This is a genomic window from Streptomyces sp. NPDC107522, from assembly GCF_055657525.1.
The window spans coordinates 65248-92212 of sequence record NZ_JBVKAU010000007.1; the positions used below are offsets into that span (position 1 = coordinate 65248).

At 70.0% G+C, this 26965-nt stretch carries 28 protein-coding genes and 1 pseudogene; 21 read left to right on the forward strand and 8 right to left on the reverse strand.

What is annotated here, in order from left to right; genetic code table 11:
• The first annotated feature begins 308 nt into the window (after positions 1 to 308).
• From hemL to ACZ7L6_RS23545, 8 genes are all read left to right on the forward strand, one after another.
• The gene (gene hemL / locus ACZ7L6_RS23510) at positions 309 to 1628 is read left to right on the forward strand and encodes a glutamate-1-semialdehyde 2,1-aminomutase (protein ID WP_471926956.1); all 1320 of its coding nucleotides are present in this window, start codon (positions 309 to 311) and stop codon (positions 1626 to 1628) included.
• Positions 1625 to 2356: a histidine phosphatase family protein gene (locus tag ACZ7L6_RS23515; RefSeq protein WP_471926958.1), complete on the forward strand. Its 732-nt coding sequence runs from the start codon at positions 1625 to 1627 to the stop codon at positions 2354 to 2356. The genes hemL and ACZ7L6_RS23515 overlap by 4 nt, the downstream gene beginning before the upstream one ends.
• A 123-nt stretch (positions 2357 to 2479) precedes the next feature.
• Positions 2480 to 3793, forward strand: coding sequence for a polysaccharide deacetylase family protein (locus ACZ7L6_RS23520; RefSeq protein ID WP_471926960.1), 1314 nt, complete (start codon positions 2480 to 2482; stop codon positions 3791 to 3793).
• A 66-nt stretch (positions 3794 to 3859) separates the two neighbouring features.
• Positions 3860 to 4465 (forward strand): TlpA family protein disulfide reductase, encoded by a 606-nt coding sequence (locus ACZ7L6_RS23525; protein WP_471926962.1) that lies wholly within the window; start codon positions 3860 to 3862, stop codon positions 4463 to 4465.
• A gap of 1 nt (position 4466) precedes the next feature.
• Positions 4467 to 5234, forward strand: coding sequence for a cytochrome c biogenesis CcdA family protein (locus tag ACZ7L6_RS23530; protein WP_471926964.1), 768 nt, complete (start codon positions 4467 to 4469; stop codon positions 5232 to 5234).
• 3 nt (positions 5235 to 5237) lie between these two features.
• Positions 5238 to 6989 carry a cytochrome c biogenesis protein ResB gene (gene resB, locus ACZ7L6_RS23535; protein WP_471926966.1) on the forward strand — a complete coding sequence of 584 codons (1752 nt, stop codon included), beginning with the start codon at positions 5238 to 5240 and terminating at the stop codon, positions 6987 to 6989.
• The gene (gene ccsB / locus ACZ7L6_RS23540) at positions 6986 to 8086 is read left to right on the forward strand and encodes a c-type cytochrome biogenesis protein CcsB (protein ID WP_471926968.1); all 1101 of its coding nucleotides are present in this window, start codon (positions 6986 to 6988) and stop codon (positions 8084 to 8086) included. The genes resB and ccsB overlap by 4 nt, the downstream gene beginning before the upstream one ends.
• A 62-nt stretch (positions 8087 to 8148) precedes the next feature.
• Entirely contained in the window at positions 8149 to 8553 is a 405-nt protein-coding gene (locus tag ACZ7L6_RS23545; protein ID WP_471926970.1) for an SRPBCC domain-containing protein, read from the forward strand.
• 3 nt (positions 8554 to 8556) lie between these two features.
• On the opposite strand, the pseudogene ACZ7L6_RS23550 reads toward ACZ7L6_RS23545, so the two are convergent.
• From ACZ7L6_RS23550 to ACZ7L6_RS23575, 6 genes and pseudogenes are all read right to left on the reverse strand, one after another.
• Positions 8557 to 9413 (reverse strand): annotated as a pseudogene (locus ACZ7L6_RS23550) (hypothetical protein); the annotation flags it as partial.
• Positions 9414 to 9616: 203 nt separating this feature from the next.
• Positions 9617 to 11050 (reverse strand): condensation domain-containing protein, encoded by a 1434-nt coding sequence (locus tag ACZ7L6_RS23555; RefSeq protein ID WP_471926972.1) that lies wholly within the window; start codon positions 11048 to 11050, stop codon positions 9617 to 9619.
• A 112-nt stretch (positions 11051 to 11162) separates the two neighbouring features.
• Positions 11163 to 12149, reverse strand: a complete 987-nt coding sequence (locus tag ACZ7L6_RS23560; RefSeq protein ID WP_471926974.1) for an isopenicillin N synthase family dioxygenase — start codon at positions 12147 to 12149, stop codon at positions 11163 to 11165.
• Entirely contained in the window at positions 12142 to 12600 is a 459-nt protein-coding gene (locus ACZ7L6_RS23565; RefSeq protein ID WP_471926976.1) for a nucleoside deaminase, read from the reverse strand. Before ACZ7L6_RS23565 ends, ACZ7L6_RS23560 begins: the two co-directional genes overlap by 8 nt.
• A gap of 224 nt (positions 12601 to 12824) precedes the next feature.
• Positions 12825 to 13043 (reverse strand): hypothetical protein, encoded by a 219-nt coding sequence (locus tag ACZ7L6_RS23570; protein WP_471926978.1) that lies wholly within the window; start codon positions 13041 to 13043, stop codon positions 12825 to 12827.
• A 40-nt stretch (positions 13044 to 13083) separates the two neighbouring features.
• Positions 13084 to 13803, reverse strand: a complete 720-nt coding sequence (locus ACZ7L6_RS23575; RefSeq protein WP_471926980.1) for a MerR family transcriptional regulator — start codon at positions 13801 to 13803, stop codon at positions 13084 to 13086.
• 104 nt (positions 13804 to 13907) lie between these two features.
• Here ACZ7L6_RS23575 and uvrA point away from each other — a divergent pair, with 104 nt between their 5' ends.
• Positions 13908 to 16376: an excinuclease ABC subunit UvrA gene (uvrA, locus tag ACZ7L6_RS23580; protein WP_471926982.1), complete on the forward strand. Its 2469-nt coding sequence runs from the start codon at positions 13908 to 13910 to the stop codon at positions 16374 to 16376.
• Between the two features lie 405 nt (positions 16377 to 16781).
• Positions 16782 to 17303 carry a hypothetical protein gene (locus tag ACZ7L6_RS23585; RefSeq protein ID WP_471926984.1) on the forward strand — a complete coding sequence of 174 codons (522 nt, stop codon included), beginning with the start codon at positions 16782 to 16784 and terminating at the stop codon, positions 17301 to 17303.
• A gap of 11 nt (positions 17304 to 17314) precedes the next feature.
• Here ACZ7L6_RS23585 and ACZ7L6_RS23590 read toward each other — a convergent pair whose 3' ends face one another.
• Positions 17315 to 18292 carry a quinone oxidoreductase family protein gene (locus tag ACZ7L6_RS23590; RefSeq protein WP_471926986.1) on the reverse strand — a complete coding sequence of 326 codons (978 nt, stop codon included), beginning with the start codon at positions 18290 to 18292 and terminating at the stop codon, positions 17315 to 17317.
• A gap of 140 nt (positions 18293 to 18432) precedes the next feature.
• Between ACZ7L6_RS23590 and ACZ7L6_RS23595 the strand changes: the two genes are divergently transcribed.
• Entirely contained in the window at positions 18433 to 18768 is a 336-nt protein-coding gene (locus ACZ7L6_RS23595) for an ArsR/SmtB family transcription factor (RefSeq protein WP_471926988.1), read from the forward strand.
• A 30-nt stretch (positions 18769 to 18798) separates the two neighbouring features.
• Here the strand turns inward: ACZ7L6_RS23595 and ACZ7L6_RS23600 are convergent, their stop codons facing one another.
• A complete protein-coding gene (locus ACZ7L6_RS23600; RefSeq protein WP_471926990.1) occupies positions 18799 to 19125 on the reverse strand; it encodes a PLD nuclease N-terminal domain-containing protein in 327 nt (108 codons plus the stop codon).
• Positions 19126 to 19213: 88 nt separating this feature from the next.
• On the opposite strand from ACZ7L6_RS23600, the gene ACZ7L6_RS23605 reads away from it, so the two are divergent.
• The 10 genes from ACZ7L6_RS23605 to ACZ7L6_RS23650 all read left to right on the forward strand — a co-directional run bounded on the left by ACZ7L6_RS23605 (position 19214) and on the right by ACZ7L6_RS23650 (position 26960).
• Positions 19214 to 20671 carry a menaquinone biosynthesis decarboxylase gene (locus tag ACZ7L6_RS23605; protein WP_471926992.1) on the forward strand — a complete coding sequence of 486 codons (1458 nt, stop codon included), beginning with the start codon at positions 19214 to 19216 and terminating at the stop codon, positions 20669 to 20671.
• Positions 20668 to 21570 carry a menaquinone biosynthesis prenyltransferase MqnP gene (mqnP, locus tag ACZ7L6_RS23610; protein WP_471926994.1) on the forward strand — a complete coding sequence of 301 codons (903 nt, stop codon included), beginning with the start codon at positions 20668 to 20670 and terminating at the stop codon, positions 21568 to 21570. Before ACZ7L6_RS23605 ends, mqnP begins: the two co-directional genes overlap by 4 nt.
• 46 nt (positions 21571 to 21616) lie before the next feature.
• Positions 21617 to 22189 carry a Uma2 family endonuclease gene (locus ACZ7L6_RS23615; protein ID WP_471926996.1) on the forward strand — a complete coding sequence of 191 codons (573 nt, stop codon included), beginning with the start codon at positions 21617 to 21619 and terminating at the stop codon, positions 22187 to 22189.
• Positions 22190 to 22245: 56 nt separating this feature from the next.
• Complete coding sequence (locus ACZ7L6_RS23620) at positions 22246 to 22896, forward strand: UbiX family flavin prenyltransferase (protein WP_471927512.1); 651 nt, start codon at positions 22246 to 22248, stop codon at positions 22894 to 22896.
• 80 nt (positions 22897 to 22976) lie between these two features.
• Complete coding sequence (locus tag ACZ7L6_RS23625) at positions 22977 to 23432, forward strand: Lrp/AsnC family transcriptional regulator (RefSeq protein WP_398819907.1); 456 nt, start codon at positions 22977 to 22979, stop codon at positions 23430 to 23432.
• Positions 23433 to 23516: 84 nt separating this feature from the next.
• The gene (gene mqnE, locus ACZ7L6_RS23630) at positions 23517 to 24680 is read left to right on the forward strand and encodes an aminofutalosine synthase MqnE (RefSeq protein WP_471926998.1); all 1164 of its coding nucleotides are present in this window, start codon (positions 23517 to 23519) and stop codon (positions 24678 to 24680) included.
• A 24-nt stretch (positions 24681 to 24704) separates the two neighbouring features.
• On the forward strand, positions 24705 to 25280 hold the full coding sequence (locus tag ACZ7L6_RS23635; protein WP_471927000.1) for a hypothetical protein: 576 nt from the start codon (positions 24705 to 24707) through the stop codon (positions 25278 to 25280).
• Positions 25281 to 25340: 60 nt separating this feature from the next.
• Positions 25341 to 26000: a UdgX family uracil-DNA binding protein gene (locus ACZ7L6_RS23640; protein ID WP_471927002.1), complete on the forward strand. Its 660-nt coding sequence runs from the start codon at positions 25341 to 25343 to the stop codon at positions 25998 to 26000.
• Positions 26001 to 26016: 16 nt separating this feature from the next.
• Positions 26017 to 26541, forward strand: a complete 525-nt coding sequence (locus tag ACZ7L6_RS23645) for a GNAT family N-acetyltransferase (protein ID WP_471927004.1) — start codon at positions 26017 to 26019, stop codon at positions 26539 to 26541.
• A gap of 107 nt (positions 26542 to 26648) precedes the next feature.
• Positions 26649 to 26960, forward strand: coding sequence for a DUF4229 domain-containing protein (locus tag ACZ7L6_RS23650; protein WP_471927006.1), 312 nt, complete (start codon positions 26649 to 26651; stop codon positions 26958 to 26960).
• Positions 26961 to 26965 lie beyond the last annotated feature (5 nt).

Below are 26965 nucleotides of genomic sequence, written 5' to 3' on the forward strand. Positions count from 1 at the left end.
CCCACGGCCGCCCGCCGAAACGTGCGTTGAAACACCTGTCCGCAGGATCTTTTCAGTCCCCGACCATCACACCCCGCATGAGCTGTGTGTATCACGACCAGTCTCGCAGATCGCGGGGGAGGGGAGGTCGGATGCCGGGTCAGGGCGGGCCCACAGCCGGTCAGCGGCGGCACCGCTGCCGGTCAGCGGCGGCACCGCTGCCGGTCAGCGGCGGCCCGCTGCCGTCACCTCCCGCTGGCCTACCCTGAGGAGGTCACTGGCAATCGGAGTCCGAGAAGTCGACAGAAGGTCGGAGAAGTCGCAGGCCCATGAGCGAATCGCCCTATCCATACGAAGCACCGGCCTCGCAGGCCCTGTTCGACCGTGCCGCCGCCGTCACGCCCGGCGGCGTGAACTCCCCGGTGCGCGCCTTCCGTGCCGTGGGCGGTACGCCCCGGTTCATGGTGTCCGGCACCGGTCCCTACCTGACCGACGCCGACGGACGTGAGTACGTCGACCTCGTCTGCTCCTGGGGGCCCATGATCCTCGGGCACTCCCACCCCGAGGTCATCGCCGCCGTCCAGGACGCCGTCTCCCGCGGTACCTCCTTCGGTACGCCCGGTGAGGGCGAGGTCGCCCTGGCCGAGGAGATGGTCGACCGGATCGAGCCGCTCGAGCAGGTGCGGCTCGTGTCCAGCGGGACCGAGGCCACCATGTCCGCCATCCGGCTCGCCCGCGGGTTCACCCAGCGGTCCAAGGTGATCAAGTTCGCCGGGTGCTACCACGGGCATGTCGATTCGCTGCTCGCCGCGGCCGGGTCGGGCGTCGCCACCTTCGCCCTTCCCGACACCCCCGGCGTCACCGGCGCCCAGGCCGGCGACACCATCGTCCTGCCCTACAACGACCTCGAGGCCGTGCACGAGGCCTTCCACCGGTTCCCCGGCGAGATCGCCTGTGTGATCACCGAGGCCTCGCCCGGCAACATGGGCGTCGTCCCGCCGCTCCCCGGCTTCAACCAGGGACTGAAGGACGCCTGCCAGCGCAACGGCGCTCTCTACATCTCCGACGAGGTCATGACCGGCTTCCGCACCAGCCGCGCCGGCTGGTACGGCATCGACGGGGTCCGGCCCGACCTCATGACCTTCGGCAAGGTGATGGGGGGCGGCTTCCCGGCCGCCGCCTTCGGTGGGCGCGCCGATGTCATGGCCCACCTCGCTCCCGCCGGGCCCGTGTACCAGGCCGGCACCCTCTCCGGTAACCCCGTCGCCACCGCCGCCGGCCTCGCCCAGCTGCGGCTCCTCGACGAGGCCGCGTACGACAAGGTCAACGCCGTGTCGGCGACCATCCAGTCCCTGGTCACCGAGGCCCTCACCAAGGAAGGCGTCACGCACCGGCTGCAGAACGCCTCCAACATGTTCTCCGTCTTCTTCACGGACCGGGCCGTCGAGAACTACGAGGACGCCAAGCGGCAGGAGTCCTTCCGCTTCACCGCCTTCTTCCACTCGATGCTGGCGCAGGGCGTCTATCTGCCGCCCTCGTCCTTCGAGTCCTGGTTCGTGTCCACGGCCCACGACGAGCGGGCGGTTCAGCGGATCGCCGACGCCCTCCCGGCGGCGGCCCGAGCGGCGGCGGAGGCCACGGCGGCATGAGCGGCGACATCACCGACAAGAGCGACAACAACAGCGAGCGCGACATCGACAACAACAGCGACGTCACCGTCGTCCACCTCATGCGGCACGGCGAGGTCGCCAACCCGGACGGGATCCTCTACGGCCGTCTCGCCGGGTACCACCTCTCCGAGCTCGGGCGGCAGATGGCCGACCGGGTGGCCGAGCACCTGGCCTCCCGTGACATCACGTACGTCTGCTCCTCCCCGCTGGAGCGGGCGCAGGAGACGGCGACGCCGATCGCCAAGGCGCACGGGCTGGACCTCGCGACCGACGCGCGGCTCATCGAGGCCGACAACGTCTTCCAGGGCAAGACCTTCGGGGTCGGCGACGGGGCGCTGCGGCGGCCCGAGAACTGGAAGCACCTGGTCAACCCCTTCAAGCCGTCCTGGGGTGAGCCGTACGTCGACCAGGTCATCCGCATGATGGGCGCACTCGACGCCGCCAAGGACGCCGCGCGCGGGCACGAGGCCGTTCTCGTCAGTCATCAGCTGCCGATCTGGATCGTGCGGTCGTACGTCGAGAAGCGGCGGCTGTGGCACGACCCGCGCAAGCGGCAGTGCACGCTCGCGTCCCTGACGAGCTTCACGTACCAGGGCGACAGGATCGTCTCCGTCGGCTACACCGAGCCCGCCATCGATCTCGTGCCCGCCCATCTCCGTGCCGGTGCCAGGCCGGTGAAGGGGAAGGACAAGGCCTTCGGGGCGTGACACCGGCGCCCAAGACGTGTTTGTGACATTTGTTGCGAATCCTCCGAGATCCGGAGGAACCTCCCCGTTCGTCGTGCCCTCTGACTGGGTGACCACCAGGCAAGCACGACGGATGGGGCACCAATGCGCAATGTCAGCCGAAGGGGACTCATAGGGCTCGGCGTGGGGACGGCCGCAGCTGTCGGACTCGCCGGCTGCGGCACCCTCACGTCGTCAGACGGGTCGAACCAGGGTGGAGGTTCCGGAAAGGGCTCGGACAACAACCCCGGCACCCAGGCCAACCGCGCCCGCCCCATCGGCGACGGCTCCACCTCCTACACCGGCAAGCAGCCCCACCAGCCTTCCAAGCCCGAGCCGCTGGAGCCCGGCCAGGAGCCGCCGCAGTTCGTCGTCTTCTCCTGGGACGGCGCCGGCGAGGTCGGCAACGGCCTCTTCCCGCGCTTCCTCGACCTCGCCAAGCAGCACGAGGCACACATGACCTTCTTCCTCTCGGGGCTCTACCTGCTGCCCGAGTCGAAGAAGCGGCTCTACGACCCCCCGAACAACCCGCGCGGCGCCTCCGACATCGGCTACCTCACCGACGACCACATCAGGCAGACGCTCAAGAACGTCCGCCAGGCCTGGCTCGACGGCCACGAGATAGGCACCCACTTCAACGGCCACTTCTGCGGCGGCACCGGCACCGTCGGGAACTGGACGCCCAAGCAGTGGCGCAGCGAGATCGAGCAGGCCAAGTCCTTCGTGAAGGAGTGGCGGACCAACAGCGGCTGGACCGATCTGCCGTCGCTGCCCTTCGACTACGACAAGGAGCTCGTCGGCGGCCGCACGCCCTGCCTCCTCGGCCAGGACAACCTGCTGCCCACCGCCCGTGAGCTGGGCTGGCGGTATGACGCGTCGTCGCCGGGCGGGCGTCAGGTGTGGCCCACGAAGAAGCAGGGGCTGTGGGATCTGCCGTTGCAGCAGATACCTTTCCCCGGACGTTCGTTCGAGGTCCTGTCCATGGACTACAACATGCTCGCCAACCAGTCGATCAACTCGACCAACGCGCCCAGCCACAACTACCCGGCCTGGCGTGAGCAGTCCGCGCAGGCGTACATCCAGGGCTTCAAGCGGGCATACGAGACAAACCGCGCACCCTTCTTCGTCGGCAACCACTTCGAGCAGTGGAACGGCGGCATATACATGGACGCCGTCGAGGAAGCCCTCAAGCACATCGCGCGGGAGAAGGAGAAGGGCGCCGACATCCGGCTCGTCTCCTTCCGGCAGTTCGTGGACTGGATGGACGTACAGAAGCCGGAGGTGCTGGACAGGCTGCGCACGCTCGACGTGGGACAGGAGCCCGCCGGGGGCTGGAACACGTTCATGAAGGGCGGCTCCGGCAGTTCCTCCAGCAGTTCCTCCACCGGCTCCTCCGAGAGTCCGCAAAACGCCGCCTGAAATGCGGGTTTACGTCCGAGAGGGGGGTGCGCAAGATCCCCAGAACGGGCATGCGAAACTTTTCACATGAGTGCCGCCCGTCGCGCCCGTAGCCGTGTCGCCCTGCTCGCCACCACCAGCGCCGCCGTCGCCGCGCTGACCTTGTCCGCGTGCAGTTCGGGCGGAACGTCCGGGGGCGGCGGCGACACCAACTTCGTCACCGGCAACAACGGCGTCGCCACGGTCGCGCAGGGCAAGCGCGGCGCGGCCCCCGAGCTGTCCGGCAAGACCATCGACGGCAAGCAGCTGAGCACCACCGCGTACAAGGGCAAGGTCCTCGTCGTCAACGTGTGGGGCTCGTGGTGCGGGCCCTGCCGGCTCGAGGCGAAGAACTTCGAGAAGGTCTACACCGACCTCAAGGGCCAGGGCGTCCAGTTCGTCGGCATCAACACCCGCGACACCAGCACCACCCCCGCGCTCGCCTTCGAGAAGGAGCAGGGCGTCACCTACCCGAGCCTGTACGACCCGACGGGCAAGCTGATGCTCCGCTTCAAGAAGGGCACGCTCAACCCGCAGCTGATCCCCTCCACGCTCGTCATCGACCGGGACGGCAAGATCGCCGCGCGTGCGCTGCAGCCCCTGGGCGAGGAGACGCTGCGGGACATGATCGAGCCCGTTCTCGCGGAGAAGTGACGTGAGCGGAGCGTTCACCCTCGCCGCGGAGAACAACGGCACCGTGCTGCACGGTGCCCTCCTGCTCGCGCTGCCGATCGCCGTGCTCGGCGGCCTCGTCTCCTTCTTCTCCCCGTGCGTCCTGCCACTCGTCCCCGGTTATCTGTCGTACGTCACCGGAGTCAGCGGCACCGACCTCGCTGACGCCCGGCGGGGGCGGATGGCCGCCGGGGCCTCGCTGTTCGTGCTCGGCTTCACCGTTGTGTTCGTCTCCGGCGGTGCCCTGTTCGGGTACTTCGGGCAGACGCTGCAGGACAACAAGGGCGTCCTGTCCAAGGTGCTCGGCGTGCTCATGATCCTCATGGGCGTCTTCTTCATGGGGCTGATGCCCTGGCTCACCCAGCGCGAGTTCCGCTTCCACAAGCGGCCGGTGGCCGGGCTGGTCGGCGCCCCGCTGCTCGGCGCGCTGTTCGGCGTCGGCTGGACGCCCTGCATCGGACCGACCCTCGCCTCCGTGCAGGCACTCTCCTTCGAGCAGGCCAGCGCCGGCCGCGGCGCCATACTGACCGTCGCCTACTGCCTGGGCCTCGGCATCCCCTTCGTGCTCGCTGCCGTAGCCTTCCGCAAGGCCCTCGGCGCCTTCGCCTGGGTCAAGCGCCACTACGTCTGGGTCATGCGCATCGGCGGCATCATGATGATCGCGACCGGCGTGCTGCTCCTGACCGGCGCGTGGGACCGCATCGTGCAGGAGATGCAGGTCTGGTCCAACGGCTTCACTGTGGGGATCTGATCGATGAGCAACACCACAACGGACAACACCCCGGGCCGGGCCGAGGACCAGGACCTGGGCGCCGCCGGCTCCCAGCTGTCCACCGCCCCCACCGAGGAGATCGCGAACCTTCCCTCCCTCGGTGTGATCGGCTGGGCCCGCTGGTTCTGGCGGCAGCTCACCTCGATGCGGGTCGCGCTGCTGCTGCTCCTGCTGCTGTCGCTCGGCGCGATCCCCGGCTCGCTCATCCCGCAGACCGGCATCGACGAGACGAAGGTCGCCGAGTTCCGCAAGGCGCACGAGACGCTCGCGCCGGTCTACGACAAGCTCGGCCTCTTCAACGTCTACAGCTCGGTGTGGTTCTCCGCGATCTACATCCTGCTGTTCGTCTCCCTCATCGGCTGCATCGTCCCGCGCACCTGGCAGTTCGTGGGCCAGCTGCGCAGCCGCCCGCCGGCCGCCCCCCGGCGGCTGACCCGGCTGCCCGCCTACACCACCTGGCGCACCGAGGCCGAACCCGAGCAGGTCCGCGAGGCCGCGCTCGCGCTGCTGAAGCAGCGCCGCTTCCGCGCCGACCTCGCCGGTGACGCCGTCGCCGCCGAGAAGGGCTATCTGCGCGAGGTCGGCAACCTCGTCTTCCACATCGCGCTGGTCGTGATGCTGATCGCCTTCGCCTGGGGCCAGCTGTTCAAGTCCGAGGGCAACAAGCTGATCGTCGAGGGCGACGGCTTCTCCAACACCCTCACCCAGTACGACGACTTCAAGTCCGGCAGCCTCTTCAGCCAGGACGACCTCGACCCCTTCAGCTTCACCCTGAAGAACTTCAAGGGCACCTATGAGGTGACCGGCCCCAACCGTGGCACCCCACGCACCTACGAGGCCGACCTCACCTACAGCGTCGGCGCCTACGGCAAGGACAAGAGGACCACCGTCAAGGTCAACGAGCCGCTGGCGATCGGCGACTCGAAGGTCTACCTCGTCAGCCACGGCTACGCCCCCGTCATCACGGTCCGCGACGGCAGGGGCAAGGTCGTCTTCCACGACGCCGTACCCCTCCTCCCCCTGGACGGCAACGTCACCTCCACCGGCGCGATCAAGGTCATGGACGGCTACCGCGACGCCCAGGGCAAGTGGGACCAGCTCGGCTTCCAGGCCTTCTTCCTGCCGTCGTACGGCGGCGCGGGCACCGCGGTCGTCTCGCAGTTCCCGGCGCTGCTGAATCCGGTGCTCAACCTCGAGGCCTACCACGGCGAACTCGGTGTCAACTCGGGCCTCCCTCAGAACGTGTACCAGCTCAACAAGAAGGATCTGAAGGGCTTCAAGAACTCCAAGGGCGAGCAGCTCCGGGAGAACCTCAAGCCCGGCGAGACCATGAAGCTCCCGAACGGTGCCGGCTCGATCACCTTCGAGAAGGAGATCAAGGAGTGGGCCGGCTTCCAGGTCGCCCGCCAGCCCGGCAGCGGCTGGGCGCTCGCCGGTGCCCTCGCCGCGATCTTCGGCCTCGCCGCCTCGCTCTTCATCCAGCGCCGCCGCGTGTGGGTGCGGGCCACCACCGGCGCCGACGGCGTCACCGTCGTCGAGATGGCCGGCCTCGGCCGCAGCGAGTCCGCCAAGGTGCCCGAGGAACTCGGCGAACTCGCCGGGACCCTGTACGAGCAGGCACCGGGCGCACCCGACCCCGACGACGACCCGCCGGGGGACAACTCGGACGACGACGCCCACACCCCCACCCCCGACCCCCAAGTCGCACCCGCCGAAGGGGCTGAGACGAAGTGACTCTCGCCGCCGCGACCGAGCTGGCCGCCGCCACCAACGAAAACCTCGCGAGCATCAGCAACACGCTGATCTACTCGTCGATGGCCGTCTACACCCTGGCCTTCTTCGCGTACATCGCCGAATGGCTCCTCGGCAGCCGCAGCAAGGTCGGCCGTACGGCCGCCGCGCTCACCCCGGAGAAGGCCAAAAAGGCCGCCGCGCCCGCCGTCACCGTGAAGAAGGGCGGCTCCACCGCCGTACTGGAACGGCCGAAGGTCGTCGTGCGGTCCACGGCCGGGCAGCGGGACGTGCCGGACGGGCCCGGGGCGCACGGTGGGGACGAGCAGGGCGACCTCTACGGGCGTATCGCCATCTCCCTCACCGCCCTCGCCTTCCTGATCGAGTTCGGCGGTGTGCTCGCGCGGGCTCTGTCGGTGCAGCGGGCGCCGTGGGGCAACATGTACGAGTTCAACATCACCTTCTCCACGGTCGCCGTCGGCGTGTACCTCGGCCTGCTCGCGCTGAAGAAGAACGTGCGCTGGCTCGGGCTGTTCCTGATCACCACGGTCCTCCTCGATCTCGGTCTCGCCGTCACTGTCTTGTACACCGCCAGCGACCAGTTGGTTCCCGCCCTTCACTCGTACTGGCTGTACATCCACGTCTCCACGGCGATCTTCTGCGGCGCGGTGTTCTACGTCGGCGCCGTCTCTACGCTGCTCTACCTCTTCAAGGACAGCTACGAGAACAAGCTGGCGAACGGCGGCACCCCGGGCCGCTTCGCGAACTCCGTCCTCGACCGGCTGCCCGCCTCGGCGTCCCTCGACAAGTTCTCCTACCGCGTCAACGCCGCCGTCTTCCCGCTGTGGACGTTCACGATCATCGCGGGCGCGATCTGGGCGGGCGACGCGTGGGGCCGCTACTGGGGCTGGGACCCGAAGGAGACCTGGTCCTTCATCACCTGGATCGCCTACGCCTGCTACCTGCACGCCCGCGCCACGGCCGGCTGGAAGGGCCGCAAGGCCGCCTACCTGGCCCTCATCGCCTTCGGCTGCTGGCTGTTCAACTACTACGGCGTCAACATCTTCGTCTCCGGCAAGCACTCCTACGCCGGGGTCTGACACGGCGCAGGTCAGCGGCCGTAAGGGGTGCATTTCGTTCCCGGTGGGGTCAGGCTGGTGTCATGACCGGTTCCGTAGAACAGGGCATCAGCCAGACCCACGGGAACACGCACATCCTGCACTTCCTGGTGCGCCTTCCCCGGTCGATGGAGACGGTCTGGCCGGCGCTCAGCACCCCCGAGGGGCTCGCGGCCTGGTTCACGTACGCCGACGTCCTGGAACCCCACCTCGGCGGCGCGGTCACCCTGCGTGACCTGGGCAGCGGGCGGGTCACGGCCTGGGACGTGGACCGGGTCGCCGAGTACACGGTCGAGGGCGGCGGGCGGCTCCGCTTCCACCTGGAACGGGACGGCGAGCAGGGCTCCGCCCTCCGCTTCACGCACGAGTTCCAGGGCGAGACGGAGTCGGAGCAGCGCTGGCGGGCCCGGTTCGAGCGGCTGATCGAGACCCTCGAAGAGAACCCCTGACGGCTACGACGCCGGCGGCAGGCACTCCTTCGCCGGTGGCTTCCCGTCGGACCAGGCCAGGGTGACGAAGCGCGGCCCTCCGGTGCGACCTCCACGATGGGTAAGGCCTTGTCGTACGGGTTGCCGTGCTTGTCCAGGCAGATCCAGCCGCTCGCCCCGTTCACCCGCTGCGAGCCCGTCATCAGCTCCCACTGATCGTGGACGTCGGCGAGGGTCGGGGCGTCCTTGCCGTCCGGCTTGGCCTTGCGGATGCCCTGGTAGGTCAGCGTCATCGCGTCGTAGGCGATGATCAGCTGGCCGTCGTCCAGGGTGACCGGACCGATGGGCCCGACCCGCTGCCCGCCCTGTGCCTGTGAGCCCTCCGTCTCCGGCTCGCGCGCCGCCCGCACGAGGTCCGCCAGGACCTTCGCGTCCTCGGCGGAGCCGCCGGTCGCGGGCGGGTCGTTCGTCAGCCAGGCGTCGGGGTGCGCGAGGGCCGTGCAGCGGACGGAGAGCTTGTGCTTGAGGGCGTCCCGGTCGAGGTCCTTGTCGCCGGTGAGGTACGAGCCCTCGTCGCCGGTGAGCAGGGTGAACGCCCGGTCCTGGCAGCCGCGTTCGCCGAGCGCGTTGATGAACTGGCGCAGCTGGGTGTGGCGTCCGGCGAAGAGGATGGTGTCGGTGTTCTCGGCGGTGTCGCAGACGAGGTGGGTGATCTGCCGGAAGTCGTTGGCGGTGGATCCCTCCTGGCTGCGGTCGGCGGGCGGGGTGAACGCCCACGGCTGGTACGGCGACCCCTTCAGCAGCCTCTCGAACGACTTCTGCAGCGTCGTCGTGTACGGGTCGCCCGGCTTGTCGTACACCAGCACCGGGCGTCCCGCAGCTCCCGCAGTACCGCCGACTTGCCGAGCCCGCGCGCACCGGTGAACACGACGAGGGGCAGCTCCTGCGGGTGCTCGACCTTCGCGGTCCGGTGCTGGTGCGGACGCAGTCCGACGAGCCGTGGGGCGAGACCGGCGGGCTCCGCGTCGAAGAGGGCTCCGCGCCCGTGCAACCGTCCGCCCACCAGCACCTCCCCCGGGTCCGCCTACGAAGCTGACGGGCGCGCTTCCGGAACGGGCGGGCGCGAGGACGGGACCGTGGAGACGATGACGTCCCGCAGCCGCTCCACGTACAGCCGCATGTTCTTGTGCGCGATGTCGGTGTCCGGGAAGCGGCTCGCGAACCACAGGCCCTCGTGGAGCCGGGTGATCCAGGCGCACACCTGGTCGCCGTACGACACCCTGATCAGCCCGTACGCCTTCTGCTCGGCCCAGCGCCCGGATCCGGGGACGCCGCGGGCGTCGACGTAGGAGACGATCGAGTACAGGTCGGGGGAGGTGGGGCGGAAGTCCGTGCCGAGCAGCCGCAGCACGCGGGCGAGCGGCATGCGGGCCAGGTGCCGGTTGGCGTGCAGCGCGGCGCGTACCGTCCGCAGGGCGCCGGGCAGGTCGCGGGCCTCGGTCATGGGGATCTCGATGGGGGCGCCGCCCACGTACCAGCCGACGGAGTCCGACCAGCGGGACTTCACCCGGGTGTGCAGGGGCACGACGGTGCGGTAGACGTCCTGTCCGCCGATGTCGTGGACGGCGAGGGCGGTGGCGGCCAGGACGCCGACCGCGGTGCCGCCGTAGGGACGGCAGTACGCCTCGAAGGCGGCGGCGGTGTCCGCGTCCGTGAGGCTCTCGCGCAGCAGCCGCTGGGTGGGCAGCCCGCCGTCGGGGTCCAGGCCGAGGTCGAGCGGGAAGTCCGGCAGCCTGCCGTCGCAGCGGCCGACGAACTCCCGCCAGCGGTCGACGATCTCGTGGCTGTCGTCGATCCGGTCCGCGTCCGTGCGCTCGATCTCGCAGAAGTCGACGTAACTGCCGACCGGCGCCAGCTCCGTGGCCCGGCCCGCGACGGCCGCCGCGTAGAGCTCCTGGATCTCGGCCGGGATGCGGTGGATGGAGTGACCGTCGACGTTGCTGTGGTCGAAGGCCATGTACACGCTGGTCGAGTCGGAGCGGACGACGGCCGCGTAGATGAGGTTGGGCCAGCGCAGCGCGTCCGCCGTGACGTCGAAGCGGTCCTGGAGGCGGCGGACCAGGTCCGCCGGGCGGGCGAAGTCACCGACCTCCGTGCGCTGCAGGGACACGGCGTCGGCGTCGAGCGTGAACCGGCGCATCTCGTCGCCCGGTTCGCCGGACCAGCGGAAGCCGCTGCGCAGCGTCTCGTGCCGCAGCGTCCAGCCGCGCAACGCCTCCTGAAGCGCGTCGAGGTCGGCCCGGCCCGGAAGGTCGAACGCCGTACCGAGCCAGGTCGGCACGAACAGGCCGTCGTCGCGCACGGACCGGGCGGTTCTGATGTGCGACTCCTGGATGTACGCCGGCGGCCTGGAGTCCTCCGGCAGACCCGTCGCCCTCGCGACGGTCGCCGGACTGAGCGTCCATTCGACGAGACGTCCGGGCCGGACCTCGCAGCGCTGGATGTCAGTGATTCGCACGGGCGGCTCCATTCGCGGCGGGGGACACACCCGAAAGGGTGGTATCTCGCCCAACGAGGCAACCCTTTCTCAGAAACGGTTCGCGGTGATCAGCCCAGGCCGGCCGACGGCGTCAGCCGACGGTGATCGAGTCCAGCTTCGCCCGCAGATACACATGCGAGTCGACCGGCTCGTACGCCACCCGCCCCACCGGCGCGGGCACGGACTCGACCAGCGTCCCGGGCGTGCACTCCCCGAAGTAGACGAGGGACATCAGCTCCTCGGCGGGCGCGTCCGCGGGCGGCGGCAGCACACGATGCCGCCCGGACCGCCACCGGTCACCCGTCCAACGGGCCATCAGATCGCCGATGTTGATGGTGAAGGCGTCCGGATCGTACGGCGCGTCCTCCCAGCCCCCGCCTCCGTCCGCGGGGTCCGTGTAGACCTGCAGCCCGCCCTTGCCCGCCTGCCGGTCGAGGATCGTCACCGTCCCGAAGTCGGTGTGCGGACCGATGCGGAACTGGCCGGGCTCGGGTTCCCCGACGACCTCGGTCCCCGGGTACCAGTTGATGTTGAAGCCGTACGTCGGGTGGTCCATGTGCCGGGTGAAGAAGTCGGGTTCGAGGCCGAGCGCCTCGCCGAGCAGGGAGAGCAGCAGGTTCTCCAGCTCGCCCATCCGCGTCAGGTACTCCTCGCACAGCGGCCGGAGTTCGGGCAATTCGGCCGGCCACACGTTGGGCGCGTACCACTCGGCGTTGACGACGGGGTCCTCGAACGGCTCGTGCGTCGCGAAGGTCAGCGACTCCTTCAGGTCCGGCGGGGTCTCGGTGCCCTCCGCATAGCCGTTGGCCTCGGCGCCGGGGCCGAGCCAGCCGCGGCCGCCGACCTTGGCCTCGTAGGCCTGCTTGACCTCGCCGGGGAGCACGAAGAAGGCACGGGCCGCCGCCCGGATCCGCGCGCGCAGCGCCGGGTCCACACCGTGCCCGGTGACCAGGAGGAACCCGGCCGTCTGCAGGGCCTCGTCGACGGTGCGGGCGATCGCCCCGCGCGCCTGCGCGTCGCCTTCGAGCCAGGGCCTGAGGTCGATCGTGGGGATGCGTGGCGTACGTGGCTTACTCACCGATGTCCTCGTTCCACAGGGCCGGATGGTTCTCGATGAAGTCGCGCATCATCGCGATGCACTCGGCGTCGTCCAGGAGCACGACGTCCACGCCGTGCTCGGCCAGCCAGTCGTGCCCGCCGTGGAAGGTGACCGCCTCGCCGATCACCACCCGGGAGATCCCGAACTGCCGGACCAGGCCGGAGCAGTACCAGCAGGGCGAGAGCGTGGTCACCATGGTCGTTCCGCGGTACGACCGCTGCCGTCCCGCCGCCCGGAAGGCGGCCGTCTCCGCGTGCATCGACGGGTCGCCGTCCTGGACGCGCCGGTTGTGCCCCCGGCCGAGGAGGGCCCCGTCGGGGCCGTAGAGGGCGGCCCCGACGGGAACGCCGCCTTCCCCGAGCCCGGCACGCGCCTCGGCCACGGCGGTACCGAGCCATGTACGAGCGGTCGCCTGCTCCAAGAGCTCCATGCCTCCCACTCTCCTGTGGGCACAACACGAGGGCAACGTATCCAGCCCGCCCGGCGTTCGAGAACGAGGCGTCACCATCCCGAGCCCCCACCCACCCGCAAGGGGCTCCGTCTCTCGACGCCGGTCCGCATCATTCAGCGCGTCCGGCGTTCGAGGACGAGGCCCTTTCGGGGCCGACGGGGGTCATGCCCTCTCCCGCGCCGGCTCCGGGGTCCGAGGTCCGGTCACTGCCGCCCGGGCGACATCAGGTCCTCCACCAGCATGACCAGGGCCGACTTCGGGACGCTCGAGCTCGACGCACTGTCTGGGGAGCCCGAGCCCTTGGTGTCGTTGACACCCTGGAAGATGCCGAAGTCGATGGGCCCGTCGTCCGCCGAGGCGGGGACGGCGGCGGCGAGCAGGGCCGCACAGGCGAGAGCGGCGGCGGAAGCGATGATCTTCATGCCCGGCCCAACGACGGGACCGGCACCAGGATGTTCTGCCCTACGCCTTTCGGCCGACGCACTCCAGGTAGTCGTCCAGACGCCCCGCCCCGGACAGCATCGCCCGCGTGCGGGCCGTCAGCATCTCGCCCCGTGTCGCGATCGCCGTACGCAGCGCCTCGGTGCTGCCCTCCCGGCGCAGCCCGTCCAGGACCGGGCGGATCTGGTCGAGGAGGTAGTGGCTGCGGCGCAGGGTGTGGATCAGACGGGCGTCGCGGACGTCGGCCGGGCGGTAGAGGCGGTACTTCGTGCCCCGCTCCCGTTCCGGTGCGATCAGTCCGGCCGCCTCCCAGACCCGTAGCGCCGACGTCCGTACGCCGAGCAGCGCGGCCACCTCGCCGATGCGCAGACCGGAGCGCGGCAGCTCCGCCGGGGGCGCCTCGGTCAGGGTCTCCAGGGCCTCGCTCGTCGCCCGCAGTGCGGCCCGCTCCCCGTGCAGCGCGGCGTGCGCGGCGTCGACGAGGGCGAGCGCGGCCGGGACGTCACCGGTGTGCACGGCCCGCATGATCCCGGTCGCCGTCACCGGCCCGTACCCGTGCAGCAGCGCGCGGTACGTCAGCAGCGCCCGCCGGTGCACCTCGGTGAAGGTCCGGTAGCCGGACGCGGTGCGCGCGGCCGGGGGCAGGACGCCGGCCTCCTCGTAGTTGCGGACCTGCTGCGTCGAGATCCCGGCGAGGCGGGCCAGGTCGACCGGCCGCAGTCGTTCGTCGTCGTTCCTCACGGGAGTTGAAGGTTACGCGGCAGGAATCCCCATGTCATCAGGGAGTCGTGCGGGAGGCATGCGGCCAAAGTCTCCACAAGCACTTCAATGGAAAACTTGAAGGCATGGAGGACTGCATCCGCATCACTGGCGCCCGTCTGCACAACCTCGACAACGTCACCCTCGCGATTCCCAAGAACAAGCTGGTCGTCATGACCGGCCTCTCCGGCTCCGGCAAGTCCACCCTCGCCTTCGACACCCTCCACCGGGAGGGCCAGCGGCAGTACATGGAGTCGCTGGGCATGGTCACCGGCCTCGTCAGCCGCCCCTCCGTGGACTCCATCACCGGCCTGTCCCCGTCCATCAGCGTCGACCAGCACCTGACCAACCGCAGCCCCCGCTCCACCGTCGGCACGGTCACCGAGGTGTTCACCTATCTGCGGCTGCTCTGGTCGAGGATCGGGGTACGGCCGTGTCCCGGCTGCGGGAAGGACGTCCCGCCGTCGCACGCGTACGAGTACGACGACGAGGACACCGAGGGCGAACAGGTCCCCTGCCCGCACTGCGGCACACCGGTCCCGGAGCTGGTGATGGGCTCCTTCTCCTTCAACAAGCCCGCCGGCGCCTGCCCGGCCTGCACCGGCCTCGGCGAGGTGATCCGGGCGGACGTACGACGCCTGGTCGACGGGCAGCGCTCGGTCGCGGAGGGCGCCGTACTGGGGTGGCACCCGAAGGCCGTAGAGCGCAATGTGCAGCTGCTGCGGGCGGCGGCCCGGCACTACGGGTTCACCTTCGACACGGACCGCCCCGTGAGCCAACTGACCGACCGAGAAAGGGACTTGCTGTTCCATGGCGTCGAGAGCCCGGAATTCCGCCGCCACTTCCCGGACGCCGAGCCGCCCGCCACCGTCACCGCCGGACGCTTCGAGGGCGTCGCCACCGCGCTGATGCGGCGCTACGCCGAGCGCATCGAGGACACCGAGTACCGCGAGCGCACGGAGAAGCAGGCGCTGGTGAAGGAGGTCTGCGGGGAGTGCGGGGGCGCCCGGCTGCGGGCGGAGAGCCGGGCGGTCACCGTGCACGGGCTGACGATCGTCGAGGCGGCCGGCGCGTCCCTCGACGAACTCGCCGCCTGGCTGGGCGGGTTGCGCGAGCGGGTCTCCCCGGACGAGTGGGTGTTCGTGGAGCCGGTCGTCGCCGACCTGACGGAGCGCGTACGGCGGCTGGTCGACGTCGGCGTCGGCTATCTGACCCTGGAGCAGCCGACGCCGAGCCTGTCGGCCGGCGAGGCACAGCGGCTGCGGCTGGCCGCGCTGCTGGGCTCGGGTCTCACCGGGGTGCTGTACGTCCTCGACGAGCCGACCATGGGGCTCCACCCTTCCGACACCGCCCGTCTGGTCGACGTGCTGCGCAGGCTGCGGGACCTCGGCAACACGGTGCTGGTCATCGAGCACGACCTGGACGTGCTGCGGGCGGCGGACCACGTGGTGGACGTCGGTCCGGGCGCGGGCCGGCACGGCGGGCGGATCGTGGCGCAGGGGACGCCGGAGGAGGTGGCGCGGGCGGGCTCGGGGGCCGCGAACTCCTCGGTGACCGGGGCATATCTGTCGGGGCGGCTGTCGGCGCCCGCCTCGAAGGGGCGGGGGGACGCCGACCGGGCGCTGGTGATACGGGGGGCACGGGCGCACAACCTCAAGGACCTCACCGTACGGATCCCGCTCGGCCGTCTGGTCACCGTCACCGGGCCGTCCGGGTCGGGCAAGTCGACGCTGCTGCTGGACATCCTGGGCCGGGCCGCGCGCAGGCACTTCCACAATGCGGGAGACCTGCCCGGCGAGCACGACGGGATCGAAGGCTGGGAGCACCTGGGCAAGGTGGTGACCATCGACCAGGAGCCGATCAGCCGGCTGCCGCGCTCGAACGCGGCGACGTACTCGGACGTCTTCACGCCGATCAGGGAGACGTTCGCGGCCCGCTCCGGGGGGCGGCTGACGCCTGGCGCCTTCTCCTTCAACGTCCCCGGCGGACGTTGCGAACGCTGCGAGGGTGCGGGCGTGCTGTCGGTCCACATGCACTTCCTGCCGCCGGTGGAGGTGAGGTGCCCGGGCTGCCGGGGCCGGCGCTTCCGGCCGGAGGTGCTGTCGGTGCGCCACGACGGGCACGACATCGCCGAGGTGCTTGAGGCGACGGTCGACGAGGCCCTGGGGATGTTCGCCGGCATCCCGGCGATCACCGCCCGGCTGCGACGCCTGTCCGACGTCGGCCTCGGCTACCTCCCCTTGGGCCAGCCGGCCACGACGCTCTCCGGCGGCGAGGCCCAGCGCCTGAAACTGGCGAAGGAACTGGGCCGCAAGGCGGCGGGCAGCACCCTCTACCTCCTGGACGAGCCCACCACCGGCCTCCACTCCGCCGACACCGCCCGCCTCCTCGCCGTACTCCAACGCCTCGTCGACACCGGCCACTCGGTCATCACCATCGAGCACAACCTCGACGTGGCCCACGCCTCCGACTGGCTGATCGACCTTGGGCCGGAGGGCGGGGCGGGCGGGGGGAGGCTGGTGGCGGAGGGGGCGCCGGGGACGGTGACGGGCTGAAGGCTGGGGGCCGGTCTTTGAGTCGGGAGCTCGGTGGGTTCGGGCTGCGCGGGGTGGTCGGGTGTGGGCCCGGGGGGCTGCGGTTCAGCTTGATGGCATGCGGTACTGCAGCCGACCCGGGGGCGCGGGGAACTGCGCGGCCGACCACCGACAACCCGCAGCCGTCGTCGAACCCGAAGTCCCGAGCTCCCGGGCGCACGCCCCGGGGGCAGACTGTTCGCCCGGGTCGATGACGAACTCGACACTCCCGACCGGGACTTCGCCGCCCTCGGCGCTTCGCGCACGCTCTTCGCCGTCCGGCGTCCGAAGCGGGCTGACCCGGTAATTCGGTGGCGGGGCGGTGGGCGGCCGGTGTTGGGTGACCTGGCTCGGTGGTCACGAGGAGCGCCGGGGTGGGGAGGCTTGATGGGCTGGTCGGTGATGGAGTGGGCCTGGCAGGTGGCCGAGCTGCGGCAGCGGGGCGGGGCCTTGGCCGCGTTCGTGGCCGCGTGTACCGACGACGCCGAACGAGCCCGCGCGGCCCGCAAGTTGGCGGCGCAGCTGCTCGCGTCGGACCCCGCCGACCTCGACGCGGCCCACGACATCGTGGCGACGCTGGTCGAATGGGCGGACGAACTCGCCGAGCACCCGCACCACCCGGGAGAACCCCGGCCCGACGAGGCCGACCCGCTGACCCGCGACCACCTCAAGGACGTCCTGCGCGACCACCTGGCGACCGAGACCCGCAACTGGATGTCGGGAACCAGGCTGTTCCTGGATGTCGATTTCCGCTCCCTGTGCGGAGTGCGAGGACTGGACCCGCAGACCCGTGAGGACATCTTCTACACGTACGGGCGCGGCACGATGGCCCTCGACCTCGGCCACCGCGCGGCCGCCGAGCGTGAGCTGGCACGCCTGAGGGAACTGTGCGAGGCCCACGCCGTGTAGGCGCCGTGCCCTCAGTCCCCCGACACCCGCAGCAGCAGCTTGCCCGTGCTGGCCCGCGCCCCCATCAACCGGTGCGCCTCGGCCGCCTCCTCCAGGCCGAACTCCGCCGTCACCGGCAGGGACACCGTCCCGTCGGCCACCGCGGCGAACGCCCGCCCGGCCAGCGCGCGAAGCTCCGCCGGAGCGGTCTTCGCCAAGGTCAGGATGGAGAAGCCGCCCACCGAGACGCCGAGCGGATACAGCTCGGGCTGCCCCACGCTCCACGGCCCGGCGGAGCTCGCGTTGCCGAAGGAGACCAGACGGCCGAACGGCGCGAGCGAGCCCAGGGAGGCCCGGAAGGTGTCGCCGCCGACCGGGTCCAGGGCCAGATCGACCCCGCGGCCACCGGTCGCCGCCCGCACCCCCTCCGCGAAGTCGCCGACGAACACCTCGTCGTAGCCGTGCTCACGGGCGTACGCCGCCTTGGCCTCGCCGGACACCACGCCGTACACCGCACCGGCGCCCGCCGCCTTCGCCAACTGGCCCACCACCGTGCCGATGCCGCCCGCGGCACCCTGCGCCAGCACCGTCTCGCCGGGCTGCAGTCGGCCCACGGCGTGGACCAGCGCGTACGCCGTCGGCAGCACCGTCGGCAACGTCGCCGCCGTTCGCAGGCCGACCCCCTCGGGGAGCGAGAAGACGGTCGCCGCGCCCGCGACGGCCACGTCCGCATAGGCGCCGCCCTCCGTCAGAGCGGTCACCTCCTGGCCCACGGCCAGGTCGGTCACGCCCGCGCCGACCGCCCTGATCCGCCCGGAGACCTCCAGGCCGGGGACGAACGGCAGCCGCGCCACCCGGTAGCCCTCCGCACGCGCCTTGAGATCGGCGAAGTTCACTCCCGTGTACGCCACGTCGATGCTCACCTGGCCGGGGCCCGGCTCGGGGACCTCCGCCTCCACGACCTTGAGGACCTCGGGACCGCCGTACTCCTGCACCTCGACCGCACGCATGACGACACACCTCATCTGAGTGTTCAACAGGGATCGAACACTCGGGAGTGTATGGTTTTCATCGAACACTCGGCAACCGGTCACGGATCCGCAGATCCACAGATCACAGATCCAGCCGGCGACAGGTCAGGGGGTACGGCATGGTCCAGCGCAGCGGCACCAGCCACCGGGTCGCCCCCGAGCACACCCACCCGGACGACGTCTCCGTCCAGACCGCTCTCGCCGCGCTCGCCGACCCCGTACGCCTCGCGCTCGTGAGGGAGTTGGCGGCGTCCGACGTCTGGTCCCGCAGCTGCGGCAGCTTCGACGTCCCCGTCGGCAAGGCGGCCCTCAGCCATCACTTCGCCGTGCTGCGCGGAGCCGGTCTCGTGGAGCAGCGCGACGAGGGACCGAGGCGCGTCAACCGGCTGCGGAAGGAAGAGTTCGACGCCCGGTTCCCGGGGCTGCTGGACCTGGTGTTGCGCGGCGACCTGTAGCCGTCGAGGACGCCGATGACCTCATCGGGGTCAGGGCTCGTCCCGCTTGTTCCGGTCGTCCTTCTTGCCGTCGTCGTCCTCGTCCAGGGACTTCAGGAACTCCGGGTTGTCGTCGGGGGCGACCCACTGCTGCCGCTCCCGGCCGGCCCGCATGCCGGACCAGCCGTCGGCGGCCGGGCTGCGCTTCTTGCCCGCGATCAGCCAGGAGATCGAGCCGACGAGCGGGAACAGCAGGACGAGGATGGCCCACAGCGGCTTGGGCATGTGGCGGATGTCGTCGTCCTTCGTGCTGATGCAGTCGATGAACGCGTACACGCTCAGCGCCAGTGGCACGAGGAACATCAGCACCCGGAGCATGGGCCCTCTCCAGCGAAACGGTCGTCGGTGCCGGGGGCACGGCCCCCGGGTTCAGGGCCAGGGTAGCCGCTCGGGGATACTTGACCCCATGGCTTACGACGATCTTCGTTCCCTGCTCAGGGCACTGGAGCGCGAAGGCGACCTCAAGCGCGTGAAGGCCGAGGTCGATCCGTATCTGGAGGTCGGGGAGATCGTCGACCGGGTCCAGAAGTCCGGCGGTCCCGCGCTGCTCTTCGAAAACGTGAAGGGGTCGTCGATGCCCCTCGCGATGAACGTCTTCGGGACGGACCGGCGGCTGCTGAAGGCGCTGGGCCTGAAGTCGTACGGCGACATCTCCGACAAGATCGGCGGGCTGCTCAAGCCCGAACTGCCGCACGGGTTCGTCGGCGTCCGCGAGGCCTTCGGGAAGCTCGGCGCGATGACGCACGTACCGCCGAAGAAGGTGAAGTCGGCGGGCGCTCCCGTGCAGGAGGTCGTGCTGCACGGCGACGAGGTGGACCTGGACCGGCTCCCGGCGCTGTTCACCTGGCCCAAGGACGGCGGCTCCTTCTTCAACCTGGGGCTCACCCACACCAAGGACCCGGAGAGCGGCGTACGGAATCTGGGCCTGTACCGCCTCCAGCGCCACGACAAGCGCACCATCGGCATGCACTGGCAGATCCACAAGGACAGCCGGAACCACTACCAGGTGGCGGCGAGGCGGGGAGAGCGGCTGCCCGTCGCGATCGCCTTCGGGTGCCCGCCCGCCGTGACGTACGCCTCCACCGCCCCGCTCCCCGGCGACATCGACGAGTACCTCTTTGCCGGGTTCGTCGCGGGCAAGCGGATCGAGATGGTCGACTGCAAGACGGTTCCGCTCCAGGTCCCGGCGCAGGCGGAGGTCGTGCTGGAGGGCTGGCTGGAGCCCGGCGAGATGCTGCCGGAAGGCCCCTTCGGCGACCACACGGGTTTCTACACCCCGCAGGAGCCCTTCCCCGCCCTCAAGATCGACTGCGTGACGATGCGCCGTCGCCCCCTGCTCCAGTCGATCGTCGTGGGCAGGCCTCCGACGGAGGACGGACCCCTCGGCCGGGCGACGGAACGCTTCTTCCTCCCCCTGCTGAAGATCATCGTCCCGGACATCGTGGACTACCACCTGCCGGAAGCGGGCGGCTTCCATAACTGCGCGATCGTCTCGATCGACAAGAAGTACCCCAAGCACGCGCAGAAGACGATGCACGCGATCTGGGGCGCCCACATGATGTCTCTGACCAAGCTGATCGTGGTCGTCGACTCCGACTGCGACGTCCACGACCTGCACGAGGTCGCCTGGCGAGCCCTCGGCAACACCGACTACGCCCGTGACCTCACGGTCGTCGAAGGCCCCGTCGACCACCTCGACCACGCCTCCTACCAGCAGTTCTGGGGCGGCAAGGCGGGGATCGACGCGACGAAGAAGTGGCCCGAGGAGGGCTACACCCGCGACGGCGGCTGGCCGGACATGGTGGAGTCCGACCCCGAGACGGCGGCGAAGGTCGACCGCCGCTGGAAGGAGTACGGACTGTGAGCAGCGCCTCCGCCGCGATTCCGCAGCCAGGACGGACCAAGGCGTTCCTCCGCCTCGTCATGATCGAGCACTCGGTGTTCGCGCTGCCCTTCGCGTACATCGCCGCGCTCACCGCGATGTTCCAGTGGGACAAGAACATCCACTGGGGCCGGCTGCTGCTGGTCACCATCTGCATGGTGGGTCTGCGCACGTTCGCCATGGCGGTGAACCGGATCATCGACCGCGAGATCGACGCGCGGAACCCGCGGACCGCCCAGCGCGAGCTGGTGACCGGCGCGATGTCGGTCCGCCACGCCTGGACGGGCGCCCTCATCGCCCTGGTGGTCTTCCTGGGCGCGGCGGCCCTGCTGAACCCCCTCTGCCTGGCCCTCGCCCCCATCGCGGTGATCCCGATGGTGGTCTACCCCTACGGCAAACGCTTCACGAACTTCCCCCAGGCCATCCTGGGCCTCGCCCAGGCGATGGGCCCGGTCGGCGGCTGGCTGGCGATCACCGGCTCCTGGTCCTGGGACGCGGTGATCCTCGGCCTCGCGGTGGGCATCTGGATCGGCGGCTTCGACCTCATCTACGCCTGCCAGGACGTCGACACCGACCGGGAGATCGGCGTCATGTCGGTCCCGGCCCGCTTCGGCATCCCCGCGGCGATCTGGGGAGCGCGGGTCTGCCACGCGGTGACGACGGGACTGTTCGTCTGGTACGCCGTGGTCACGGACGCGGGGGCCTTCTTCTGGATGGGCCTGCTGATCGTGGCCGGCGCGTTCCTCTACGAGCACTCGATCGTGCGCCCGCATGACCTGTCGCGCGTGAACAGGGCGTTCTTCAGCGTCAACGGGTTCATCGGGATTGCCCTGTTCGTGTGTGCGCTGCTTGATCTCTTGGTTCGGGGCCTGACCGTGTAGCTACGGTGCGGCCTACCATCGAGGGCAGGACCCCAGGGAGGCCACCGTGACCGTCTCGGGCATCGACCGCCTGCACTCGCAGCTCAGCAAGCTGGAGGACTTGTTCCCCGGCTATCTGACGGAGATTGTCGAGGGCAGCATCGTGATGAACCCGGTCAGGCCGTTCCATGGGAAGACCATCCAACGGCTGTGGTCCATCGTCGAGGACCAGCTGCCGTCGGGGTGGGCTCTCGTGAGCGATGTCGCTTTTCCCTTCGACGACGCCAACGAGTTCTGCCCCGACCTCGCGGTCATTCCGGCCGAGGCAGAGGCCGAGAACCGCAGTGCGTACCCGGCCGACCTGATCGAGTTCGTGGCCGAGGTGGTGTCGCCGGAAAGCGTCCGCCGCGACTACGAACTGAAGCCTTGCTGGTACGCCTCACGGGGCATCGCCAACTACCTGGTCCTCGATCCACTCCAGGGCCACGTCGTGACCATGTGGAACCCCGGCCCCGATGGCTACCGTGGCCGCGACACCATCCCGTACGGTCCCAAGCTGACCGTCGAGACCTCACTCGGCAAGCTGAGTCTTCCCACGGACCGTCTCCCCGTCGACCCCAAGGCGCCCCACCGGTCCTGAACAGACCCGGCCCCACCGGTAGGCTCGTTTGCGTGAACGCAGGAGAAAAGCAGCGCGTGCCTTGGATCGTGGGGGTATCCGGAGCATCCGGTACGCCGTACGCGGCTGCTGTGCTGCGTGCCCTGCTGGACGCCGGCGAGAGCGTCGACCTCGTGGTGTCCCGGGCCTCGCGGCTCACGCTGCTCGACGAGACCGGGATCTCCTTCCGGGACGCGCACTGGCAGGACGACCTGCGGGAATGGCTGTCGCGGGGGGCCGACGGCAAGCCGGGAACCTTCCAGGTGGACATCGAGGGCGTACGGCACTGGAGCGCGGGCGACCTCGCCGCCGGTCCGTCCTCGGGTTCGTACCCAGTGAAGGGCATGCTGATCGTGCCGGCCTCCACGGCCTGCGTGGCGGGCGTCGCGCTCGGCCTGTCGAAGGACCTGCTGCAGCGCGCGGCGAGCGTGACCCTCAAGGAGAGGCGCAAGCTGGTCGTGGCCGTTCGGGAGACCCCGCTGAACGGCCAGACCCTGCGGCACCTGGTCACCCTGGACGACGCGGGCACGACCGTGGTGCCCGCCTCGCCGGCCTTCTACGCGGGGGCGACGCACATCCAGGACCTGGTGGACTTCGTCGCCGGACGGGTCCTCGACGCGGCGGGCGTCGAGCACCGGCTCTACCGCCGCTGGAGGGGCGAACTCGGCGGCGCTGCCCGCACGACATGAACGCCCTCTGAGCAACTCGCAGTACCTCGCATCACTTCGGGAACCATTCAAGACCTCTTCAGCGGAAGGCTTCGAATCGCATGGACGCGGTGGACAGGCAGCTCATCCAGGCCCTGAGGGAGAACGGCCGGGCCTCCTACGCGGAGCTGGGACGCCTCGTCGGCCTGTCGGGACCCAGCGTCACCGACCGCATCAACCGGCTGGAGGCGGCCGGCGTCATCACCGGCTACCGCGCCACCGTCGACGCCGCCTCGCTCGGCCTCGGCGTCACCGCGCTGATCGGCATCTCGCTCTCCGACGCCACCGACCACGAGGACGTGGCGAACCGCCTGCGGGACCTGGGCGAGATCGAGGACTGCTGGTTCATCGCCGGCGACGACTCCTACATGCTCAAGGTGCGCGCGGCCGACGTGGACGGCCTGGAGAAGATCATCCGGCGGCTCAGCGGGACCAAGGGCGTCTCCCGGACCCGTACGACGATCGTGCTCTCCACGAAGTGGGAGAACCGGGTCGGGGAACTGCCCGAAGAGGCGTAAGCGCCTTTAGCGCCGTTTGGGGGCACCTCCCGCCCGAAGGGTGGGGGCGTACGGTTGGACAGGTTGTCGGAGAAAGGTGTGGGCATGGACGTCGGGCTCAAGCGCGAGCTGGAGGAGAAGGTCAGGGCCGGTGAGCGGCTGACCCGTGAGGACGGCATCGCGCTGTACGAGTCGGACGACCTGGCATGGCTCGGCGGCCTCGCGCACGAGGTGCGGACGCGCAAGAACGGCGACGTCGTGCACTTCAACGTCAACCGCCACCTCAACATGACGAACGTGTGCACGGCGTCCTGCGCGTACTGCTCCTTCCAGCGCAAGCCGGGCGAGAAGGACGCGTACACGATGCGCATCGAGGAGGCGGTGAAGCTCGCCAAGGGGATGGAGAGCGAGAACCTCACCGAGCTGCACATCGTCAACGGGCTGCACCCGAACCTCCCGTGGCGCTACTACCCGCGCTCGCTGCGGGAGCTGAAGGCCGCCCTGCCGAACGTCTCCCTGAAGGCCTTCACGGCCACGGAGATCCACCACTTCGAGACGATCAGCGGCCTGTCGGCGTCCGAGATCCTGGACGAGCTGATCGACGCGGGCCTGGAGTCGTTGACCGGCGGCGGTGCGGAGATCTTCGACTGGGAGGTCCGCCAGCACATCGTGGACCACCGAACCCACTGGGAGGACTGGTCCCGAATCCACCGCCTGGCGCACGAGAAGGGTCTGAAGACCCCGTGCACCATGCTGTACGGCCACATCGAGGAGCCCCGCCACCGCGTCGACCACGTCCTGCGCCTGCGCGAACTCCAGGACGAGACCGGCGGTTTCCAGGTCTTCATCCCCCTGCGCTACCAGCACGACTTCGTCGACATGAAGGACGGCAAGGTACGCAACCGCCTCCAGGCCCGCACCCAGATGGCCACCGGCGCCGAGGCCCTGAAGACCTTCGCGGTCTCGCGCCTGCTCTTCGACAACGTCCCGCACGTCAAGGTCTTCTGGGTCATGCACGGCGTCCAGACCGCCCAGCTGGCCCTCCAGCACGGCGCCGACGACATGGACGGCTCGGTCGTCGAGTACAAGATCACCCACGACGCGGACAACTTCGGCACGCCGAACAAGCTGACGCGCGAGGACCTGCTGGAACTGATCCGGGACGCGGGGTTCCGTCCCGTGGAACGCAACACCAGGTACGAGATCATCCGTGAGTTCGACGGACCGGACCCGTTGCGCCGCGAGTCCCCGCAGCCGATGCGGTTCTGACGGTCGTCTGCGGCTGGTGACGGGATGACCCGGAGGGTCACATTCGGCGGAGAAGCGGTCGTTTCCCTACCCGATGGCGATGTCCTGCGCGGTGCGATCGACGACCGGGAGCACTTGAGGATTCGGCGGGAGGACGGCTTCGGCGCCCCTGTCTGGGTGGCGGATCTCGGCGATCGCGGTGAGGACCCGAGTCTTCGACACGCCGATTCGCAGACCAGCGACTACGGCTGTCTCCACTGTGCGGCCACGGACACGATGGTGCTTCTCGGGGACGCGACAGCGCTGATCCTCAGTGCCGCGAGCGGTGCGGTGACAGCCTCCTACGAGCTGAAGCCCGTCGGTAGACCGTCGCTGGAAGTCTCGGGTGTCTCCGCCCTGCCAGAGGGCGATGGAATCGTGATCGCCAGCGCCAAGAGGGTGTGGGTGATCGACTCGGATCTGAAGCCGATCGTGCGCGTGGACGCCCTTTCTCTCCTGGCTTCGTTCCCGAGAGTCGAACACGGCTTCCTCGTTGTCGACGAGTACGACTTCGACAGCGCGGAAGGCGGAGTCCGCGCCCGGAGATTTCCCCTCGCTCACGGAGTGGACCAATCGGGCTGAGGGCGCCCTCGGATGCCCCTGGGTTGGGACACTCCCGGCAACCGGGGGTACCCGTCGGGCATGGTCACCACGAAGGCACCCGAGGACGCCTACACCGCAGAACCCTTCGTCCCGGACCGCGGCGGCCTCCCCGCCCTGCGTCGAGCCGCCGCCGAGTGCCGGGGCTGCCCCCTGCACCGCAACGCGACGCAGACCGTGTTCGGCGCCGGAGACAAGAACGCCCGTGTGATGCTCGTCGGCGAACAACCCGGCGACCAGGAGGACCGGCAGGGCAAACCGTTCGTCGGACCTGCCGGGCGCCTGCTGGACCGTGCGCTGGAGGAGGCCGGCATAGACCCTGCCGAGGCCTATGTGACGAACGCCGTCAAGCACTTCAAGTTCACCCAGGCCGAGCCCCGCAAGCGCCGTATCCACAAGGCACCGTCCCTGCGGGAGATGACGGCGTGCGGCCCCTGGCTGGCCGCCGAGCTCGCCGTCGTGGAGCCCGAGCTGATCGTGATCCTGGGAGCGACCGCGGGCAAGGCGCTGCTGGGCTCGTCGTTCCGGGTCGGCGAGGTGCGCGGGGCGCTGCTGGAGCGGGAGATCCACGGCAGGCAGGAGAAGCTGGTGGCGACGGTGCATCCGTCGTCGGTGCTGCGGGCGCAGGACGACGCGGACCGCAAGGCGGCGTACGAGGGGCTGGTCTCGGATCTGAAAGTGGCGGCACGAGCGCTCTCGTAATGGTTAAGATGGCGCGGTGTCCCTTACTTTCACTCTCGACCCCGCCGTCACTCCCGCCCTCCGCGACGGCATCCTCGACCTGTGGACCGACGTCTCCAACGCGGGCGGAGCCGTCGGCTTCGTGCCGCCGGTGACGCGGGAGGCGATCCGGCCGTCGCTCGTGAAGCACTTCGCGGCGATGGCGGAGGGACAGAGCCGGCTGCTCGTGGGGCAGGACGAGGCCGGCGAGGTGGCCGCGACCGCCTTCTTCACCTTCAACACGCACCACCTGATGACCCACTGGGTGTGGCTGTACACGGTGATGGTGCATCCACGGCACCAGGGCAAGGGCTACGGCCGCGACCTGCTGGCGGCCGCCGAGCAGTCCGCCCGCACCTTCGGCGGCATCGAGGCGATCCGCCTCACCTGCCGCGGCGGCCTCGGCCTGGAGCGCTTCTACGGCTCCAGCGGCTACAAGGAGGTCGGCCGGATCCCGGACGCCATCCGGGTCGCGCCGGGCGACGACCGCGACGACGTGATCATGCTGCTGCCGCTCGACTGAGCCCCGCCCGGGGCGCCCGTGAGCGGCGCCGACCCCCCTGCAAGATCGGCTGCCCCGCGTGCTTCACTGGACAGTGGCCCTTTTTGGAATCGGAAGAGTGGATTGAGATGCTCCGCTACACACTGATGCGCCTCGGGATCTTCGTGGGCTGCCTCGTGGTCGTCTGGGGCCTCGTCTTCTCCGGCCTCGCCCCGCGCGGCCTCGGCGACTCCAACGGCATGTGGATCATCCTGCTCGCCCTGGTGCTCTCGGCCCCGATCAGCTTCGTCGTGCTGCGCAGGGAACGCGACCGCGCCTCCGTCCGGATCGTCCAGAAGGTCGACCGGATGAAGGCCAACCTGGAGGCGAACCGCAGCCAGGAGGACGCCGCCGTCGACTCGGCCCGGGCGCAGGGGCAGGCTTCTTCCCAGAGCTCGTAGGTTCC

What these genes read in the sequence shown, in the direction of transcription:
- ACZ7L6_RS23565 (WP_471926976.1), bottom strand. Translation starts at nt 12,600, where the DNA reads ATGGAGCTCTTGGAGCAGGCGACCGCTCGTACATGGCTCGGTACCGCC.
- ACZ7L6_RS23585 (WP_471926984.1), top strand. Translation starts at nt 16,782, where the DNA reads ATGGGCTGGTCGGTGATGGAGTGGGCCTGGCAGGTGGCCGAGCTGCGG.
- resB (WP_471926966.1), top strand. Translation starts at nt 5,238, where the DNA reads ATGAGCAACACCACAACGGACAACACCCCGGGCCGGGCCGAGGACCAG.
- ACZ7L6_RS23600 (WP_471926990.1), bottom strand. Translation starts at nt 19,125, where the DNA reads ATGCTCCGGGTGCTGATGTTCCTCGTGCCACTGGCGCTGAGCGTGTAC.
- ACZ7L6_RS23515 (WP_471926958.1), top strand. Translation starts at nt 1,625, where the DNA reads ATGAGCGGCGACATCACCGACAAGAGCGACAACAACAGCGAGCGCGAC.
- ACZ7L6_RS23635 (WP_471927000.1), top strand. Translation starts at nt 24,705, where the DNA reads ATGACCCGGAGGGTCACATTCGGCGGAGAAGCGGTCGTTTCCCTACCC.
- ACZ7L6_RS23605 (WP_471926992.1), top strand. Translation starts at nt 19,214, where the DNA reads ATGGCTTACGACGATCTTCGTTCCCTGCTCAGGGCACTGGAGCGCGAA.
- ACZ7L6_RS23525 (WP_471926962.1), top strand. Translation starts at nt 3,860, where the DNA reads ATGAGTGCCGCCCGTCGCGCCCGTAGCCGTGTCGCCCTGCTCGCCACC.
- ACZ7L6_RS23640 (WP_471927002.1), top strand. Translation starts at nt 25,341, where the DNA reads ATGGTCACCACGAAGGCACCCGAGGACGCCTACACCGCAGAACCCTTC.
- ACZ7L6_RS23590 (WP_471926986.1), bottom strand. Translation starts at nt 18,292, where the DNA reads ATGCGTGCGGTCGAGGTGCAGGAGTACGGCGGTCCCGAGGTCCTCAAG.
- ACZ7L6_RS23625 (WP_398819907.1), top strand. Translation starts at nt 22,977, where the DNA reads ATGGACGCGGTGGACAGGCAGCTCATCCAGGCCCTGAGGGAGAACGGC.
- ACZ7L6_RS23595 (WP_471926988.1), top strand. Translation starts at nt 18,433, where the DNA reads ATGGTCCAGCGCAGCGGCACCAGCCACCGGGTCGCCCCCGAGCACACC.
- uvrA (WP_471926982.1), top strand. Translation starts at nt 13,908, where the DNA reads ATGGAGGACTGCATCCGCATCACTGGCGCCCGTCTGCACAACCTCGAC.
- ACZ7L6_RS23570 (WP_471926978.1), bottom strand. Translation starts at nt 13,043, where the DNA reads ATGAAGATCATCGCTTCCGCCGCCGCTCTCGCCTGTGCGGCCCTGCTC.
- ACZ7L6_RS23650 (WP_471927006.1), top strand. Translation starts at nt 26,649, where the DNA reads ATGCTCCGCTACACACTGATGCGCCTCGGGATCTTCGTGGGCTGCCTC.
- hemL (WP_471926956.1), top strand. Translation starts at nt 309, where the DNA reads ATGAGCGAATCGCCCTATCCATACGAAGCACCGGCCTCGCAGGCCCTG.
- ACZ7L6_RS23545 (WP_471926970.1), top strand. Translation starts at nt 8,149, where the DNA reads ATGACCGGTTCCGTAGAACAGGGCATCAGCCAGACCCACGGGAACACG.
- ACZ7L6_RS23520 (WP_471926960.1), top strand. Translation starts at nt 2,480, where the DNA reads ATGCGCAATGTCAGCCGAAGGGGACTCATAGGGCTCGGCGTGGGGACG.
- mqnE (WP_471926998.1), top strand. Translation starts at nt 23,517, where the DNA reads ATGGACGTCGGGCTCAAGCGCGAGCTGGAGGAGAAGGTCAGGGCCGGT.